This is a genomic window from Comamonas squillarum, from assembly GCF_025309455.1.
GTDB classification, from domain to species: Bacteria; Pseudomonadota; Gammaproteobacteria; order Burkholderiales; family Burkholderiaceae_C; genus Comamonas; species Comamonas squillarum.
The window spans coordinates 917,888-935,334 of sequence record NZ_CP104377.1 but is presented as its reverse complement, the minus strand read 5'-3'; the positions used below and the strand labels follow the sequence as shown (position 1 = coordinate 935,334).

The 17,447-nt window shown below is 63.0% G+C and carries 16 protein-coding genes and 1 pseudogene; 6 read left to right on the top strand and 11 right to left on the bottom strand.

Annotation, left to right across the window (positions count from 1 at the left end; translation table 11 throughout):
- Window positions 1-21: 21 nt before the first annotated feature.
- Window positions 22-1,143 (bottom strand): site-specific integrase, encoded by a 1,122-nt coding sequence (locus tag N4T19_RS04410; RefSeq protein ID WP_260719563.1) that lies wholly within the window; start codon window positions 1,141-1,143, stop codon window positions 22-24.
- Window positions 1,144-1,246: 103 nt separating this feature from the next.
- Between N4T19_RS04410 and N4T19_RS04405 the strand changes: the two genes are divergently transcribed.
- A complete protein-coding gene (locus tag N4T19_RS04405) occupies window positions 1,247-2,332 on the top strand; it encodes a DNA-binding protein (RefSeq protein WP_260719562.1) in 1,086 nt (361 codons plus the stop codon).
- 360 nt (window positions 2,333-2,692) lie between these two features.
- Here N4T19_RS04405 and N4T19_RS04400 read toward each other — a convergent pair whose 3' ends face one another.
- On the bottom strand, window positions 2,693-3,139 hold the full coding sequence (locus N4T19_RS04400; protein ID WP_182341332.1) for a ribonuclease HI family protein: 447 nt from the start codon (window positions 3,137-3,139) through the stop codon (window positions 2,693-2,695).
- Between the two features lie 221 nt (window positions 3,140-3,360).
- Between N4T19_RS04400 and N4T19_RS04395 the strand changes: the two genes are divergently transcribed.
- The 5 genes from N4T19_RS04395 to phnX all read left to right on the top strand — a co-directional run bounded on the left by N4T19_RS04395 (window position 3,361) and on the right by phnX (window position 9,546).
- On the top strand, window positions 3,361-4,395 hold the full coding sequence (locus N4T19_RS04395; protein ID WP_116925662.1) for a putative 2-aminoethylphosphonate ABC transporter substrate-binding protein: 1,035 nt from the start codon (window positions 3,361-3,363) through the stop codon (window positions 4,393-4,395).
- 101 nt (window positions 4,396-4,496) lie between these two features.
- Window positions 4,497-5,627: a putative 2-aminoethylphosphonate ABC transporter ATP-binding protein gene (locus N4T19_RS04390; RefSeq protein WP_116925769.1), complete on the top strand. Its 1,131-nt coding sequence runs from the start codon at window positions 4,497-4,499 to the stop codon at window positions 5,625-5,627.
- Between the two features lie 81 nt (window positions 5,628-5,708).
- Complete coding sequence (locus N4T19_RS04385; protein WP_260719561.1) at window positions 5,709-7,430, top strand: putative 2-aminoethylphosphonate ABC transporter permease subunit; 1,722 nt, start codon at window positions 5,709-5,711, stop codon at window positions 7,428-7,430.
- Between the two features lie 53 nt (window positions 7,431-7,483).
- Entirely contained in the window at window positions 7,484-8,617 is a 1,134-nt protein-coding gene (locus tag N4T19_RS04380; RefSeq protein ID WP_260719560.1) for a TIGR03364 family FAD-dependent oxidoreductase, read from the top strand.
- 92 nt (window positions 8,618-8,709) lie between these two features.
- Complete coding sequence (gene phnX / locus N4T19_RS04375) at window positions 8,710-9,546, top strand: phosphonoacetaldehyde hydrolase (protein ID WP_260719559.1); 837 nt, start codon at window positions 8,710-8,712, stop codon at window positions 9,544-9,546.
- 102 nt (window positions 9,547-9,648) lie between these two features.
- Here the strand turns inward: phnX and ggt are convergent, their stop codons facing one another.
- The 9 genes and pseudogenes from ggt to N4T19_RS04330 form a co-directional block, all read right to left on the bottom strand.
- Window positions 9,649-11,649, bottom strand: coding sequence for a gamma-glutamyltransferase (gene ggt, locus N4T19_RS04370; protein WP_260719558.1), 2,001 nt, complete (start codon window positions 11,647-11,649; stop codon window positions 9,649-9,651).
- Window positions 11,650-11,933: 284 nt separating this feature from the next.
- Window positions 11,934-12,194, bottom strand: coding sequence for a hypothetical protein (locus N4T19_RS04365; RefSeq protein WP_182341298.1), 261 nt, complete (start codon window positions 12,192-12,194; stop codon window positions 11,934-11,936).
- Between the two features lie 79 nt (window positions 12,195-12,273).
- The gene (locus N4T19_RS04360) at window positions 12,274-12,798 is read right to left on the bottom strand and encodes a hypothetical protein (RefSeq protein ID WP_260719557.1); all 525 of its coding nucleotides are present in this window, start codon (window positions 12,796-12,798) and stop codon (window positions 12,274-12,276) included.
- Between the two features lie 340 nt (window positions 12,799-13,138).
- Window positions 13,139-13,225 (bottom strand): annotated as a pseudogene (locus N4T19_RS23315) (tripartite tricarboxylate transporter substrate-binding protein); the annotation flags it as partial.
- Between the two features lie 49 nt (window positions 13,226-13,274).
- The gene (locus N4T19_RS04350; RefSeq protein ID WP_260719556.1) at window positions 13,275-14,225 is read right to left on the bottom strand and encodes a 2-hydroxyacid dehydrogenase; all 951 of its coding nucleotides are present in this window, start codon (window positions 14,223-14,225) and stop codon (window positions 13,275-13,277) included.
- A 74-nt stretch (window positions 14,226-14,299) separates the two neighbouring features.
- On the bottom strand, window positions 14,300-14,980 hold the full coding sequence (locus N4T19_RS04345; protein WP_116925643.1) for an amino acid ABC transporter permease: 681 nt from the start codon (window positions 14,978-14,980) through the stop codon (window positions 14,300-14,302).
- Between the two features lie 10 nt (window positions 14,981-14,990).
- Window positions 14,991-15,674: an amino acid ABC transporter permease gene (locus tag N4T19_RS04340; RefSeq protein WP_116925642.1), complete on the bottom strand. Its 684-nt coding sequence runs from the start codon at window positions 15,672-15,674 to the stop codon at window positions 14,991-14,993.
- Window positions 15,671-16,468, bottom strand: coding sequence for an amino acid ABC transporter ATP-binding protein (locus N4T19_RS04335; protein WP_116925641.1), 798 nt, complete (start codon window positions 16,466-16,468; stop codon window positions 15,671-15,673). Before N4T19_RS04335 ends, N4T19_RS04340 begins: the two co-directional genes overlap by 4 nt.
- Before the next feature lie 40 nt (window positions 16,469-16,508).
- Window positions 16,509-17,363, bottom strand: a complete 855-nt coding sequence (locus N4T19_RS04330; RefSeq protein WP_116925640.1) for a transporter substrate-binding domain-containing protein — start codon at window positions 17,361-17,363, stop codon at window positions 16,509-16,511.
- Between the last annotated feature and the right edge of the window lie 84 nt (window positions 17,364-17,447).

The window sequence follows — 17,447 nt, the reverse complement described above, 5'->3', positions numbered from 1 at the left end:
CCAAGGCACTGCGCTGCAGGCTCAGTCGGCCAACGGGTCATCAAGCAGGCGCGCTGCCTTGTTGGCCAGAGGCGCCTCGGCTCGGAAATAGCCCAGCACCGTCGCCGCACTTAGGTGGCCGGTCATCGCCATCGTGTCGGCCAGCGCCATGTTCTGCCGGCCCGCTTCGGTCACAAAGCCCGAACGCAGCGAGTGCGCAGAAAAATCCCCCTCAACCCCCGCGAGCGCGCAGCGCTCCTTGACGATGTTGTTGACCGACAGCGCGCTCAGTGCCGAGTCGCCCACCAGGCCATTCTTGAACACGCGTCTAAATATCGCGCCCTCACGGATGCCCGAGCCCTCCAGCCACTGGGCGAGCGCCGCACCGGCCACGCCAACGACGGGCTTGAAGTTCTCCGGCCGGGCGGATCCGCTCTGGTTGGTTTTGGACAGGCGCAGGTCATAGAGGTACTGGCCCGGGCCCATGCTCTGCAGCCATTCCATGCGCGCGTCCGCCACCTCTGATCTCCGGCGCCCACCGCTAGCCCAGGCAAACAGTAGCAAGGCGCGGTCACGCCGGCCTTTGAGACTTTCATCGCAGGTGGCCAGCAGCTGCTCCAGCAAGGGGCGGGTGAGGGCGGCCTTTTTCTGCTCCAGCATGCCCCGGCGCGCATAGGCCTTGCGCAGGTGCTGCAGTGCCTCGCGCACTTCCGTGCTGTGGCAGGGATTGGGCAGGGCCTGGTGGCTGTGCGCCTTGGATAGCACCGCAATCCGGTGCACCAGGGTGGAATGCGCCAATGATCCCCGTTTTCCCTTGAAGCCAAGTTGCACCAGCTGCGCGTCCAGCGCCGGCGGCAGGCCCGACTGCGCGCCTTGCGCGCCCAGGTGCTCGCCGTGGTCAGCCACAAACTGCAGCACCACATTGGCCGGCAGCGGCAGGGCAATGGCCTGGCCATAGCGCAACCAGTACCAGGCGGCCCAGTAGCGCAGCGCCCCTTGGTAGCTGTTGGTGGTGTTTTCAGAGGCAGCCTCCAGCCGCAGCGCATGTAATGCGTCTTGCGCCGATGCGGACAGCAGCTCAGGCTGCAATGGCGCGGCGCCGGGCGGCGCTGCGGGCAGCAAATCCGTATCTACCGGTATAGGAAGTGGTATGTAAGACTTCATATTAATTAAATATTACATGCTATGTATGATATATTACATACAACAGACGAATTACTTGCGATAACAATCTCTTATCGATAGTAATCGGAAAAGGGGTCAAAAAATGGAAATGTCGCGTGCCACGCGCAGCGTGCAAAAAGAAGATGTCTGGCAGGCGGCCGATGCGCTGCTGCTAGAGGGCAAACGGCCGACGATTGAGCGGGTGCGCCAGAAGATCGGCCGGGGCTCGCCCAATACGGTAAGCCCCATGCTGGAGGCCTGGTTTGCGACCTTGGGGCCGCGCCTGGGAGCGGGAGGCGGGGGCAGCGCCCTCAATGGCGAGCCTGATAGCGCTCTCGGCAACGGCTTGCCGCCCGTGCTGGTGCAGGCGCTGCAACAGGTCTGGGAGCAGGTGCAAGCGCAGGCATCGCAAGCGGCCGATGCGCTGTTGGAGCCCGTGCGCGAGAATCTGCAGGCGCAGCAGCAAGCGTTGGACGACGCTCAGCAAGCCCTGGCGCAAGAGCGCAGCCTGATGGCCCAGCAACGCGCCGCCACCGAGCAGGCGCTCGCCGTAGCCCATGCCCAGATCAAGATGCAAAGCGGGCGCCTGGCTGATCTGGAGCAGGCCGGCCGGCAAAAAGACCAGTTTGCCGCCACCCAGCAGCAGCGCCTGCAGGCGCTGGAGCAGGAGCTGTTTGCCAACCGCAAAGCCCGCGATGAGGCCGACCTGGCCCATGCCGAGCAGCTGCGGGAGCTGCAGCACAGCACCCAGCTGCAGCAGCACAGGGCATTGCAAGAGCTCGACCGCGCACGCCAGGAGACCAAGCAGGCAATGGCGGCCCAGCGCGCCGAGCAAGAAAAGCTGGCCAAGCTCGAAGCCCAATGGCAGCAAGACCGCCAGACCCTGCAGGGCCAGCGTGAGCAGCAAGCCGCGCAGCTGCAGCAGGCGCAGGCCCAGGTGCAGCAGTTGCAGCACCAGCTGCAGAGCGCGCAAGCAGCACATGCGCAGGCCATGGCGCTCCAAAGCCACCAGCATGAGACTGCGCTCGCCCAGCTGCGGCTGGAGCAGGCCCAGGCGGGCAGGGCGGGGGATACAGTCGCCGCAGCAGACACTGGAGCAGGCAACGGCCGCCGCCCCATGCGCAGCGTGCCGCCAGCGGCCCGGCCCCTGCGCAGGCTGCCAGGCTCGCGCCTGCGCGGCAAAAACTAGCCCGTCTGCGCTGCGGGTCTCGCCTCAGAACCTTTTCAAAGTGTCTACGCAACCGCGTTGGAGTGCAATCGGGATGAGTTTGAAGGGTCAGCGCGAAGAAATCGCCCGATTTCACTCCAACCCACAGGGACAGTGGCTTTGCGCTGCCCGGGAAGGGGCGCCCGGCTAGGGAGCGGTATGCGTTGTTGCAAATCCTCGCAATAGCTGGGCTATTGCTGCGGTATTGCGCGGCTGGGCGCCCCCCTCGCATCCCATCTCGCAAAGACACTGTCGCGGCGCGAGGAGACTTTGAACAGGTTCTTAGGCCAGCCTCAACCAGATCAATCCAGCTAAGGCCAGATAAAACACCATCAGACCGGATCAGGCCATGCTGGTCATCGCTGCTGCATCTACCGCATCGTCTGCCGGTGCCGCTTCACCGCGCGCCAAGGCATCGGCTACGGTGTTCTTGTGGCGCGGCACCCAGCGCACCTCCAGCTGTGCAAAGCCAGCACGCAGAGAACGGGCCTGTTCATACAGTGCAGCCAGGCGGGCAATCGGCTTGGCGGCGGGCTCTGCCATTTGCGCGGCCAGAATGCTGCTGTCGGTGTGCAGTAGCACCTCGCGTGCGCCCATGCCTTGCAGCCATTGAAGGGCATGGATGGCGGCCAGTGCTTCGGCCTCGTTGTTGCAGCCGGTATGGCCTACTGCCTGGCTAAAGCGGTGGCTCGCCCCATCGGGCGCATAGGCAATGCCGCCAATGCGCATGCGCCCCGGGTTGGGCAGGGCGCTGCCGTCGATATAGGCGATCCAGGTGGCTGATGTCATGCGAACAGCATAAAGTGGCGCCCAATCCAGCGCAGGGCCACCGGGAATGGCGGCCTTCAGGCGCAGGATGGCAGGCCACTGTAGCGCCTGCGATACAGCCCAAATGCCTCGTCAATATGACGAGCGCCTGTGTCATCCAAGATTCGCCAATCCGCCATGCCATTGTCACAAAGGCTTCCGATACTCCATCGATCCTATTAACCCAGGCGAGAGAGTACGCAATGAAGAACTGGAAAAAGCTGGTGGCTGCAGCTGCCGCCATGGCAGCAACGGGCCTGGTGTATGCCCAAAAGACGGAACTGACGGTCTACACGGCGCTCGAGATGGACCAGCTCAAGGCTTACGAGACGGCCTTCAACAAGAACCATCCCAACATCGCGCTGAAATGGGTGCGTGACTCGACCGGCGTTATCACCGCCAAGCTGCTGGCCGAAAAAGCCAACCCCAAGGCCGATGTGATCATGGGCGTGGCGGCATCGAGCCTGGCGATTTTCGACAAGAACGACATGCTCCAGGGCTATGCCCCCAAGGGCCTCGACGCCATCACGGCCAAGTACCGCGACAGCAAGAACCCACCCAGCTGGGTCGGTATGGATGTGTTTGGCGCCACCATCTGCTTCAACACCGTCGAAGCCAAGAAGCGCAACATCCCCATGCCCACCAGCTGGCAAGACCTGACCAAGCCCGAGTTCAAGGGCCAGGTGGTGATGCCCAACCCCGCCTCGAGCGGCACCGGCTACTTTGACGTCGCTGCCTGGCTGCAGCTGTTTGGCGACGACAACGGCAACGGCGGCGGCTGGAAGTACATGGATGCGCTGCACGAGAACATTGCGCAGTACACCCACTCGGGCTCCAAGCCCTGCAACATGGCCGCCCAGGGCGAGTATGTCGCCGGTATCTCGTTTGAATACCGCGCGCACGCCAACAAGGCCAAGGGCGCCCCCATCGAGTTGGTGTTCCCCAAGGAAGGCCTGGGCTGGGATCTGGAAGGCATCAGCATCTACAAGGGCACCAAGCAAGCCGATGCCGCCCAGAAGCTGGTGGACTGGGCCGTGAGCAAGGAGGCGATGGAGCTGTACGGCAAGAACTTTGCCGTCACCGCCATGCCCGGCGTCGCCCCCAAGCTGGCCAATATTCCTGCCGACTATGAGTCGCGCCTGATTCCGCTGGACTTCTCCAAGATGGCCGACAGCCGCGAGCGCGTGCTGGCCGAGTGGACCAAGCGTTACGACGCCAAGAGCGAGGCCAAGAAGTGAGTGACAGGGAGACAGCACGTTTGCCAGTAGCGCAGGGCCAGGCGGCGCAGACCACGCCCGTGCGCGATACCTCGTATGCATTCGAGTCCGCCGAGCAGGGCTTGCGCCGTGGCCGCGAAGAAGGCGGCCCGCCCTTTTTGGAGATTCGCCATCTGCACAAGTCCTACGGCAGCTTTACTGCCCTGCAGTCGATCAACCTGCAGATTCGCCGTGGCGAGCTGGTGTGTTTTCTGGGCCCCTCGGGCTGCGGCAAGACCACCTTGCTGCGCGCGATTGCCGGGCTCGAAGCCCAGACCAGCGGCGAGATCTGGCAGGACGGCAAGAACATCTCCCAACTGCCTGCTTCCCAGCGGGACTACGGGATCGTCTTCCAGTCCTATGCGCTGTTTCCCAATCTGACGGTCGCCGACAACGTGGCCTATGGCCTCGTCAGCCAGCGCCAACCCAAGGCCCTGGTGGCCCAGAAGGTGCAAAGCCTGCTGGATACCGTGGGCCTGTCGGTCAGTGGCGGCAAGTACCCGGCCCAGCTGTCGGGTGGCCAACAGCAGCGCGTGGCCCTGGCCCGTGCGCTGGCCATGTCGCCCGGCCTGCTGCTGCTCGATGAGCCTCTGTCCGCCCTGGACGCCACCGTGCGCGTGCACCTGCGCAACGAGATCCGTGCGCTGCAGCAGCGCCTGTATGTCACCACCATCATGGTCACGCATGACCAGGAAGAGGCGATGGCCATGGCCGATCGCGTTGTGGTAATGAACCATGGCGTGGTCGAGCAGGTGGGCACGCCCCGCGACATCTACCAACGCCCGGCCACCCCGTTTGTGGCCGAGTTCATCGGCAAGGCCAACAAGCTGCAGGCCCTGGCCGCCGGCAATGGCGGCATCACCTTGGCAGGCCACAAGCTGTACTGCCCGCAGGCGCCGCGCATGAGCCCCGGCGAAAGCCTGCATGTCTACCTGCGGCCAGAAGACTGCAGCGTGCATGACTGCACGGCCATGCCACCCATCGGCAGCGCGCCTGCGCCCAATGGCGCGCCGGTGCTGACCGGTGTCGTCGAGCAGCTGGAGTTTCTCGGAGCGCTGTGCATCGTCCATGTCGATGTGCAGCGCCTGCCCGAGCGCCATATGCAGCTTCAGCTGAGCCCTGCGCAGTGCCTGCAGCTCGATATCCAGGCGGGCCGCTGGTTGCAGTTTTCCATCCATGCGCAGCAGTTGAAGATTTTTGCCCAGGCCGCCTGAGCCCGGCCGTTGCCCTGGCAAGCGCCGGGGCAGGGGCCGCTCGCGGCCATGCCCCGGGCCACGGGGCCTTACCGACACACTATGACCTCATCCGTTTCAGCGCCCGCAGCGCTCCCCCGCCATACCGGCCTGCATGCAGCGCCCAGTGACCGCATCGCACAACTGGCGCTAGTCGCCATCACCGCGCTGCTGCTGCTTGGCCTGTTGGCACCGCTGGCCGCCTTGCTGGGCCAGGCCTTTGCGCCGACCTCGGCTGACGACGGCTCGGCCTTCATGCGCTTTGTGCGCTATTTCCAGTCGCCCGCGCTGCTGGGCAGCCTCTGGAACAGCCTGTGGGTATCGCTGGTGGTCACTGCCGTGGTGATCCCGCTCGCCTTTGGCTTTGCCTATGCCATCACGCGCTCGGGCATCCGCGCCAAGGGTCTGCTGCGCAGCATCAGCCTGCTGCCGTTGCTGGCTCCGTCGCTGCTGTCTGCCATCTCGCTGATCTACTGGTTTGGCAACCAGGGCGTGCTCAAGTCCGTTCTCAATGCGCTGGGCTTTGAGAGCATCTACGGCGCGCCCGGTATTGTGCTGGCCCAGTGCTTTGCCACCTTTCCGCATGCGCTGATGATCCTGATCACCGCACTGGCCCTGGGCGACCAGCGCCTCTACGAGGCCGCCACTGCGCTGGGAGCCAGCCGCACGCGCCAGTTCTTGACTGTGACCTTGCCGGCGGCACGCTACGGCGTGGTCTCAGCCGCGCTGGTGGTGTTTACCTTGGTGATCACCGATTTCGGTATCCCCAAGGTAATCGGCGGCAATTTCAACATGCTCGCCACCGATGTGTTCAAGCTGGTGATCGGCCAGCAGGATTTCCAGCGTGGCGCCGTCGTGGCGTTGCTGCTGCTGCTGCCGGCCGTCATCACCTATGCGATTGACCGCCAGGTGCAGAAAAAGCAGACCGCGGTGCTGACCGCGCGCGCCGTGGTGCTGCAGCCCAGCCGCCATGCCGCCACCGACCGCTTTTGCAGCCTGCTGTGCTGGACGCTGGCCGCGCTGATGCTGGCCATGTTCGGCATGGCCATCTTTGCGTCGCTGGTGCAGTTCTGGCCGTACCAGCTGGGCCTGACCCTGAGCCACTACACCAGCGGCCTGGTCGATGCCGGCGTGGATACCGCCGTCTTCAACAGCCTGACCATGGCCGCGAGCGCTGCGGTGGCCGGGCCCATCGTGGTCTTCATGGGCGCCTATCTGCTGGAAAAAACCAAGGGCATGCCCGCGCTGCGCCCGGTGCTGCGCATGCTGGCCATGCTTCCCATGGCCGTGCCCGGCCTGGTGCTCGGCCTGGGCTATATCTTCTTTTTCAATGCCCCCGGCAACCCGCTGAACTTTCTGTACCAGACCATGCCCTTGATGGTGCTGTGCACGGTGATGCACTACTACACCACCGGCCACATGACCCTGGTGACGGCGCTCAAGTCGATTGATGGCGAGTTTGAATCGGTCAGTGCCTCGCTCAAGGTGCCGTTCTACCGCACCTTGTGGAAGGTGACCTTGCCGATGTGCCTGCCGGCCTTGCTGGAGGTCTCGCGCTACTTCTTCGTAGCAGCGATGACCACGATCTCGGCCGTCGTCTTCCTCTACTCGCCAGAAACGCGCCTGGGCGCGGTTGCGATCCTGAACCTGGATGAGGCCGGCGACATGGCCGCTGCCGCTGCGATGGCGGTGATGATTGCCGCGATCAGCTGCGTGGTGACCATGCTCTACCAGGCGCTGGGCTGGTGGTTGAACAAGCGCACGCAGGCTTGGCGCAAGCGCTGATCGCGTGGATGGACAAGATGATTCGAGAACCAGGAAAGACAGGAAAGACAGGAATGACGGTGGGAAGCACAAGTTTTGATGTGATGGTGGTGGGTGCAGGCATTGTGGGCCTCGCCCATGCCTATGAGGCGGCACGCCGGGGCCTCAAGGTCTGCGTGGTCGACCGGGATGCCGCCTGCGTGAGCGCGTCGATCCGCAATTTTGGCTTTGTGACGGTGACCGGCCAGGGGGCAGGGGACACCTGGCGTCGCGCCCTCCATGCGCGCGACGTCTGGGCCGAGCTTGCGCCCAAGGCCGGTATAACGGTGCAGCACCAGGGCCTGAACCTGGTGGCGACACGCGACAAGGCGCTGGATGTGTTGCAGGCCTTTATGCACACCGAGATGGCCCAGAGCGTGAACTGCGCACTGTGGAGCCCCGAAGAGGCCGCGCGCCACGCGCCCGAGTTGCGGCTGGACCAGGCCAAGGCCGTGATGCACAGCCCCATTGACCTGCGGGTGGAATCGCGCGACGCGATTGCCCAGCTGACCCGCTGGCTGGCCGAGCAGATGCAAGTCACCTTCCGCTTTGGCGAAGCGGTGCTGGAAGTGGCCACGCCCAAGGTGGTGACAGCCAAGGGCCAGCTGCATGCCGAGCGCGTGGTGGTCTGCACCAATGCCGACATCCACGGCCTTTACAGCGCGCTATTTGCCAAGCACCAGGTGCAGCTGTGCCAGCTGCAGATGCTGCGCGTGCAGCCCGCTGGCGATCTGCGCCTGAACGCATCGGTGATGGGTGACCTGAGCCTGGTGCGCTACCACGGCTACAGCAAATTGCCCGAGGCCCGCGCCTTGCTGGAACAGCTGCAGCAGGAAGAGGGCGAAAGCCTTGCCCATGGCATCCACCTGATCGCGGTGCAGAGCGCCGACGGCAGCCTGGTGGTCGGCGATTCGCACCACTACGGCCCCTCCGTCCAGCCCTTTGCGCAGGACGAGGTCGATGCCCTGATGCTGCGCCATATGCGCGAAGCATTGAACATCGATGGCTACCGCGTCACCGAGCGCTGGGTGGGTATCTACCCCTCGGCCCCACAAACGGACTGCTTTATCGAGGCGCCGGACGCTGCCACCCGCGTAGCGATCGTCACCAGCGGCACGGGCGCGAGCACCGGCTTTGGCGTGGCACACGACACCTTTGCCCATTGGTAAGGATTGCCGGGCACGCAGAACGACACATCTCTTGTATAGACAGCCCCAACGCGGACCTTGGCCAGTGGCCGGGCCAAGGGGCAGAGGACACCATGACGAATTTTCACAACCCCCAACGCGTACAAGCCGTTGTTTTTGACTGGGCCGGCACGATTGTCGACTTTGGCTCACGCGCGCCTATGGGCGCCTTTGTGCAGCTGTTCCAGGATTTCGGCATCGAGATCAGCATCGCCCAGGCCCGGGGCCCAATGGGTTCAGCCAAATGGGACCATATTGCGGCGCTGTGCCACCTGCCCGAGGTGGCAGCGCAGTGGGAGCGCCGCTACGGCAAGCCGGTGTCCAGCAGCGATATCGACCATCTCTACGAGGTGTTCACGCCGATGAACGCGCGCGTGGTCGGAGACTTTGCCGAATTTATCCCTGGCGCGCTCGAAGTCGTCAACCGCCTGCGGCTCGATGGCATCAAGATCGGCAGCACCACCGGCTACAACCGCCCAATCATGGATGTGCTCGAGCCCATCGCAGCCCGCGCCGGCTACGCGCCAGACAACATCGTCTGCGCCGGCGACCTGGCCGCTGGCCGCCCCAGCCCCTTGATGATGTACCGCTGCTTTGCCGATCTGGGCATCTGGCCGGCCTCGACCGTGGTCAAGGTGGACGACACCAGTGTGGGCATTGCCGAAGGGCTGAATGCCGGTTGCTGGACGGTCGGTGTGGCCGTCAGCGGCAATGCCAATGGCCTGTCCCTGCCCGAATGGCAGGCACTGAGCTCGGATGAGCAAGCCGACATCCGCAGCACCGCCAGCGAACAGCTGCGCAGCGCCGGCGCCCATTTTGTGATCGACAGCGTGGCCGACCTGCTGCCGGTGATTGAGCAGATCAACCAGCACCTGCAGCGCCAGGAGCTGCCCGCACACACTGCCGCTTGATGCGCTAATCAGATAAGCGCCAAGAGCAGGGCGCCAACCAGCAAAAAAGCCGCTGCGGGCACCAACCCACAGCGGCTTTTTGACGATGGTGAAACCCGAGGCTTACTTGGCCTTGTAGGTATCGCCCAGCACCACACCTTCACGGCGTGGATCTGCGCCACCGCTCAGGCGGGCTTCGCCTGCTGCATTGGCGGTACGGATAACGGTGCCCACACCGCTGGATTGCGCATTGACCGACACGGTGTGGCCCATGGCGCGCAGTGCCAGCACCAGCGGATCGTTGTCACCGCTGTTGGAGGCATTGATGTTGGGGTGCTCGCCGCCCAGGTTGGTGGTGCGGCTGTTGGAGGCGCCAAAGTTCACCAGGTTGGTGGCTTGCTGCGCATCGAGGCCCCAGTCCAGTGCGCCCACCAGGGTCTTGGTCACGAACTGGATGATGGTGGCACCGCCAGGCGAGCCAGTAGCCATTTTGAAGGCGCCAGGTTGGCCGTCAGCGGTGGCTTCAAACACCAGCGTGGGCGCCATCGAGCTGCGTGGGCGCTTGCCCGCTTCCACCTTGTTGGCGATCGGCAGACCATCGGCCGAGGTGGGCGCGGCGGAGAAGTCGGTCAGCTGGTTGTTCAGGATAAAGCCCTGGGTCATATGGTAGGAGCCCATGCCCGCTTCCACCGTCGTGGTCATGCTCACCACGTTGCCCTTGCCGTCGACGATGGTCATGTGCGTGGTACCCGCTTCGGTCACCTTGCCCACGCCCAGACGGGTGTTGCCAAACTGGCCGGCAGTCGCGGTGCCCATGCTCTGGGTGGGCGAGATCAGCGCGGCGCGCGACTTCAGGTAGCTCTTGTCCAGCAAGGTGCTGTAGAGCGGGCCGGGCAGGGGGGTGAAGTCGGTGTCGGCCACATACATGTCGCGGTCGGCATAGGCCATGCGCTCGGCTTCGCTCACCAGGTGCACGCCCATGGCGGTGGGCTTGCCGCCTTCGACATCCAGCGCGGTGGGCTTGTGGGGGGCCAGGTCAAAATTCTCCAGCACACCCATGGCCTGGGCCACGGCAATACCGCCGGACGAGGGAGGCGGCATGCCGCAGATCACGTACTTGGCGCGGTAGGTGGTGCAGACGGCATCGCGCTTCTTGGCCTGGTAGCCGGCCAGATCGGCCAGCGTGGTCACGCCAGGGGTGATGGGCGCGCCAGTCGTGACGTTCTGGGTCACGGCAATCTTGTCGACAATGCCTTGTGCCACCGATCCGGTGTAGAACGCATCGGCACCGCCGGTCGCCATCTTCGTCAACGTAGCAGCGTAAGCGGGGTTCTTGAAGGTTTCACCCAGGCCCTTGGTCGAGCCATCGGCGTTGAAATACAGAGCCAGCGCATCGGCATCGGCCTGCAGCGCGGTCTTGGCACCGGCCAGCGCATCGGACATGCGGCCGCTAATCTTGAAGCCATTGGTGGCCAGGTCAATGCCGGGCTGGATCAGGTCCTTCCAGGGTTTGGCACCGTGGTCCTTGTGGGCCAGGTCCAGCATGCGCACAGCGCCAGGCGTGCCGATGGAGCGGCCGCTGGCACGGGCGCTGGGCAGCGGCGTGGTCTGCGTGCCGCTGTCGATATAGCGCAGGTAATCGGGTGTCGCGGCCGCAGGGGCGGTTTCGCGGCCGTCGTAGGCCGTTACCTTCTTGGTCGCTGCATCGTAGTAAAGCATGAAGGCGCCACCACCAATACCGCTGGACTGGGGCTCGACCAGACCCAGCACCATCTGCACGGCCACCGCTGCATCCACCGCCGAGCCGCCGGACTTCAGCACCTCGCAACCGGCCTTGGAGGCCAGTGGGTTGGCCGTCACCACCATGTACTTATGGCCTTCAACGACCTTTTTGCCAGTGCGGTAGCCCGAAGCCAGCTCAGGGAACGAAGGATCGCCCGGCAGACCGGAGCCCACGACCACCGAACCGTCCGAGGTGCCTGCCTCGCAAGCGGTACTCACCAGATCGTCCTGGTCGTTGTGGCTGGAGCCGCCACAGGCGGTCATCGTCAGCGCAACAATGGCAGCCAATGCGGCCATGCTGTAGCGCGCAGGCACGGCGCCCAGCGATTTTTCGTTTTTCATATAACTTTTCCTTGGATCAATTGACAGGAAATTGTCTTAGCAAAACGAATCATCGAAAGGCTGTATAAGCCGTGGTTAACCCTCGGTTTGGCAACAAATTGACCGCCTTGCCCAGGCGGGGCGGGTAGATGGTTCCTGGTTCGGTGCTGGTCTGTTGGCTAGGCAGAAATATGACTTAACATAATATACATCGTATCAATTAACTAAGGAGCTGTCTGCAGTGCTCAGCAGTACTTGCAGCTGCCATTCCTTCAGCGCCGCCTAGAACCTGCAATTTCTTGCTCTTAGCGCTCAGGCCGAATATCTGCGTCAGACTTGTCATCCTTGACCAGCACCCAACGGTAGCCCGCTGGTGCAACTGGTGGCTGCGCCGCCTGCGTCGACCTCCGGCGGTCACCCAGACTGGAGGCATTGATGCCGTTTTTGATGGCGGCCTTCAGAATCTCGTAACCGACCCACAACGAGATGATGCTGCCAACCAGCCACCACAACAGCATCCAAGCGAACTGTCGATCCATCTCCATCTGCCATCTTGCCCAGTCCATTGCGACTCCTCCTGCCGCGCAGTGTAGCTGCGTGCGGGTCTGAAACCCGCCAGCGCATGCAAGCGCTGTAACAGGAACCTCAGCACCCCGCCCGAAACTGCTGGTCTCGCGCGCTTTGCCGTTCCTCGCGGATCCATTCCATCTTGCGTGCGGTACCGCCAACTCTAGCGGCGGCATCCAGATATTCCACCCTTTGCTTGAATTCCTCGCAACGCGCTTCGTTGGATCGTACGCTGCCAGGCGCCGCCGAATGGTAGTGATGACGGGCCCGGCTAGCGCGCCGAGCATCGTCCGCCCGTTTTCGTTGGGCGATGGCCATTTGGGTCTTCCAGTCCACATTGCTCGGCACTCGGACGCTCTCGACCAGGCCCCAACGCTCCTGCGAGCAAGGCCGATCGATCCACCACAGCTCGGTTTTGTCAGGCCTTTTGCACAGGTAGATCAGCCGGGTAAGCGGCCCATCGGGATTGCTGACTGCGGGCGTCACATCAATGGTTTTGGCGTTTTTGCAGGGCTCGGCGCTATAGCTATTGCCGCAGCGGTAGACCTCTTGGGCACCGGCTGAGCCTGCGAGCAGCAGGCCCAGGGCCATCAGAAAGCGCATACATTTCCTTACGTATTCTCTGCGCGAATCCTAGCGGCTGGTTCTGCTTCCAGCATTGAAAAAGGCCTGCATACGGGCAGGCCTTTGGTGGTGGGTGAGGTCGTCACCGTATCAGCGCCCTCCTCAGCTGGCATTGATACCAAAGCGCTTGATGATGTCGCCATAGACCTGGGTCTCACGGCGCATCTTCTCGGCAAACTGGGCCGATGGCATGGCGACCAAGTCGGTGCCTTGGGCGGCAAGCCGTTGGCGGGTATCGCAGCGTCTTGCCACCCAACGCGTGGCCTGGCCACCAGGATATTGGGCGACTGTGAAATGAGCACCACCGGTACAAAGCTATCAACACTGTATAGCCATCCGCCTGCGCCCTGGTCACGACCTCGGCACCGAGCAGGCCGCCCGCCCCTCCCCTGTTCTCGACGACCATGAACAGGTGATGTCAGCCGCCCCGACTTGACATTGAGTGGATTGAGTTTTTAGCGGATTAGAGAGGAGCTCTTAGCGTACAAACCGGCTAAACGCTGCAAAGTCAGTGCAATGATTTCCTCGTGGGCATCGACCGTAAAGCCGCCACGGTGCGGCTGCAGCAAGGTGTTGGGGCTTTGAACCAGGCTATCGGGCACCTGCGGTTCGTGCTCAAACACGTCGAGGGATGCCCCGGCAATCTGGCCTGCGGCCAGCGCTTGGGCCAGCGCTTGTTCATCGACCACGCTGCCACGGCCCACATTGATCACATAACCCTGAGGGCCCAAGGCGCTCAGGATGTCGGCATTGACCAGATGCAGTGTCGCGCTGCCTCCGGGCAAGGCTAAAAACAGAAAATCCACCGCAGTGGCCAGGCTTTGCAGATCGGCATGGTGGGTATAAGGCAGCGCTTCTACTGGGCGGCGTGAGAAATAGCTGATCGGCATGTCGAAGGCGAGCAAGCGCTTGGCAATCGCCTGGCCAATCGCGCCCATGCCGGCAATGCCCACGCGCTGGCCAGCCAGGCGGCGCACCGGCTTTCGGTCAGCGCCCCATTGCAGCGCGCGCACTTCGCGGTCGGCAAAATGGATGCGCCGGGCCATCGAAATCATCATGCCAATCGCAAGCTCAGCCACGTCCACCGCATTGACGCCTGCGCCTGTCAGCACCTGAATGCCACGTGCCTGTGCGGCGGCCAAATCCACGCACTCCGTGCCCGCACCCAGGTTCAAAATGAGTTCGAGCTGGGGCAGTTGCTCCATCAAGGTCGCATCAATTGCCTGGCCGCCGCTGGTACACACCAGGGCGCGAATGCGCGGCACGTACGGTGCGAGCTGGGCCATAAAGTCCGGTGCACTGTGCAAGACCAAAGGCAGGAAGCTGTCAGGCAAGCTGGCACTGAGGTCCTGGGCCAGCCAGGGGCCGAGAATGGGCAATGGGATGGGTGTAGCGTGCAGGGTCATGGGGCGTGCGCAATTAAATGGATCAATGAACCTGCGATTGAAACCATTCAATGGCAGGCCTGCTAGTGCGTCTATCAGTGGCTGAACATGGCGAGCTTGCGGTGCTCCAGGCGCGCCAGCCAGCGCGTCAGCGGCCACAATAAGGCCAGGTAGAGCAGTGCGGCCAGCACCACGGGCGAGGGGTTGTAGACCAGCGACTGCACATCGCGGGCGTTGCGCAGCAATTCCGGAATCCCGACCACGCTGGCAATCGCGGTGAGCTTGACCACCTCAATACAGTTGCCCAGCAAGTCGGCCTGCACATGGCGCGTGGCCTGCGGCAAGATCACCCAGCGCAGTGCTTGCAAACGGCTCAGACCGGTGGAGCGGGCCGCTTCCATCTGACCTTTGGGAATGGCCTCGATGCCGGCGCGAAACACCTCGGCAAAGTAGCTGGAGTTGTTCAGCGTAAAGGCCAGCATCACGGCAATCAGCTTGGGCACATCGCCGATGACAAAAGGCAGGCCAAAGTAGAGAAAAATCAGCAAGACCAGCGGCGGAAAGGCGCGAAAGAAATCAATATAGGCAATGATGCTCCAGCGCAGGCTGCGGCGGCTCGATTGCGTCTGGCCCAGGGCCAGCAGCAAGCCTGCAGCTGCACCCAGCGGAATCACCAGCACCGAGAGCCAGATCGTGGTCCAAAAACCTTGCAGCAAATACGGCAGCGCTTGCTGGAAGACCTCGAGGTTGAAGAAGTTTTGTAAGAAAATTTCCATGGCTTGGCACTTACGCGGTGGTTTTGGTTTTGTGCTCCAGCCACCGCGAGAAAATCACGATCGGCAAGAACACCAACAGGTAGAGAAATGCCCCAATCGTCAGCGGCGTGGGGTTGCCCGCCACCGCCGATGCGGCCTGCGCATTGCTCAGAATTTCCCCCAGGGCAACGATCGAGCCCAGTGCGGTGTTCTTGGTCGTCGAGATCACACGGTTGGTCAGCGGCGGTACCGCGCGGCGCAGCGCCTGGGGCAAGACCACCCAGCGCATCGCCTGCCACCACGACAGGCCGGTGGAGCGCGCCGCCTCGGTCTGCCCTTTGGCCAGCGAGGCCATCGCCGACCAGATGCTTTCTTGCGCATAAGCGGCCAGCACCATCGACAGGCTCACCCAGGTCGCGGCAAAGGCCGATAACTCCAGCCCCAGGGTCGGCAGGCCAAAATACAGCAGGATGAGCACCACCAGCGGTGGCAGCGAGCGCATCACGTCCGAGAAGATCACAGTGGCTGCCGTCAGCCAGCGCAGCTGCAATGCGCGGCCAATTGCCATGGCCAGACCCAGCGCCAGACCGGTGATGACGACCGCTATGCCGACCCCGATGGTGACCAGCATGCCACGCGCGATGTCGGCCCAGTATTCCTGCGCGATGGCAAGGTTGAAAAAGGTAAATAAAAAACCGCCGCTGGACTCGCTCATAGGCTGCCACCTGCGCCAATGAATGCCTGCAATGCAGCGCCTTTGACTCCATTCGTGCCATGCATGTAGCGGCCCACAAAGCTGCGGGTGCGCTCTTGCTGGGGGTTCTCAAAAATCTCAGCCGGGGTACCCGCTTCGGCGACCACGCCGCCATCCATGAAGATCACGCGGTCAGCCGCTGCGTGGGCAAACGCCATTTCATGGGTCACGACCAGCATGGTCATGCCTTCATCGCGCAGCGCGCGCATCACCTGCAGCACCTCGTCAACCAGCTCCGGATCCAGCGCGCTGGTGGGCTCGTCAAACAGCATCACCTGGGGCTTGAGCGCAATGCCGCGCGCAATGCCCACGCGCTGCTGCTGCCCGCCCGATAGCTGGCTGGGAAACGCGCTCGCCTTGTGGGCCAGACCCACTTTGGCCAGCGCCTCCTGGGCAATGGTCTCGGCCTCGGCTTTGCTTTTTTTCTGCACCTGGCGCAGTGCCAGGGTGATGTTTCCCAGCACGTTCAGGTGGGGATACAGGTTGAAGTGCTGGAACACCATGCCGACGTTTTGGCGCACCTGGTTGACATCGACATCGGACCGCATGATGTCCTGGCCGTTGATGACCACCTGGCCGTCGCTGGGCTCTTCCAGCCGGTTGCAGCAGCGCAGCATCGTGCTTTTGCCAGAGCCAGAAGGTCCGATGACGCACACCAGCTCTGCCGGGTACACACGCAAGTTCACACCACGCAAGACGTCCAGCGAGCCGTAGGATTTGCGCAGTTCAACAAGTTCAAGAATGGGGGCACTCATAGGTTCTCAGCACTTCAGGGTTATCACAGCCATCGCGTGCTTACGAGCACTTCGGCTTAACGGGGGTGGCGTCGTAGTTCTCGGTGCCTGGCACGCCGTGGCCTGGGCTGACGGTGCGCTCCACGCTGTTGGTCTCGGGCGAGTAGCCATACCATTTTTCTGCGAGCTTGGCGATCGTGCCATCGGCCTTCATGCACTTGAGCACGTTGCTGACCTGGTCACGGCCGGCCTTGTCGTCGAGGCGGAAGGGAATCGCCCAGACCAGCCCGGTCTTGATGGTGTAGCCCGCCTGCAGCGCAGGCGATTGTTTGACGGCCCAGCCCGCCACCGTGCTGCCGGTCAGGTTGTAGTCGGCACGCTTGGTCAAGACGGCCTGAATCGCATCGGCGTTGGAGCCGTAGACGAAGTACTTGAAGCCGTACTTGTCGGCGTTCTCTTTGGCCCAGGCGTCGTAGTTCGAGCCCTTGTTGACCGCAACAACCTTGCCTTTCAGCGCCTCCAGCGACTCCAGCGCGGCTGCGTTTTTTCGGCCCATGAAGGTGTAGTTCGTCTCGGTGTAGCCCTCGGTAAACAGCATGGCTTTGGCGCGCTCAGGCGTGACCGTCACAGGCGCGAGCAGAAACTCGTATTTGCCGCTGTTAAGACCCGGCACCAGGCCCGAGAATTCGGTTGCATCAATGCTGAGCTTGCGGCCCAGGCGCTTTGCGATTTCTTCGCCCATGTCGACGTTAAAGCCTTGCAGGCCGCCGCCGATCTTGACCATGGCCTGCGGGGCAAAGGTGGGATCCAAGGCGGTTTTCAAAGGCGCAGCAGTTTGTGCGTGGGCTGCGCTGGTCAAAGCCAGTGCCAGTGTCAGCCAGGAGACGCGAGTGAGGGTATGGGCAAGGTTGTTCATGGGCGGAGTTGGTTCATTCATGGATGAAAAGCCATCACTGGCTGGGCCTGAAAGCTTGGGAGCTTGAGAAAATTATTGGGCGCA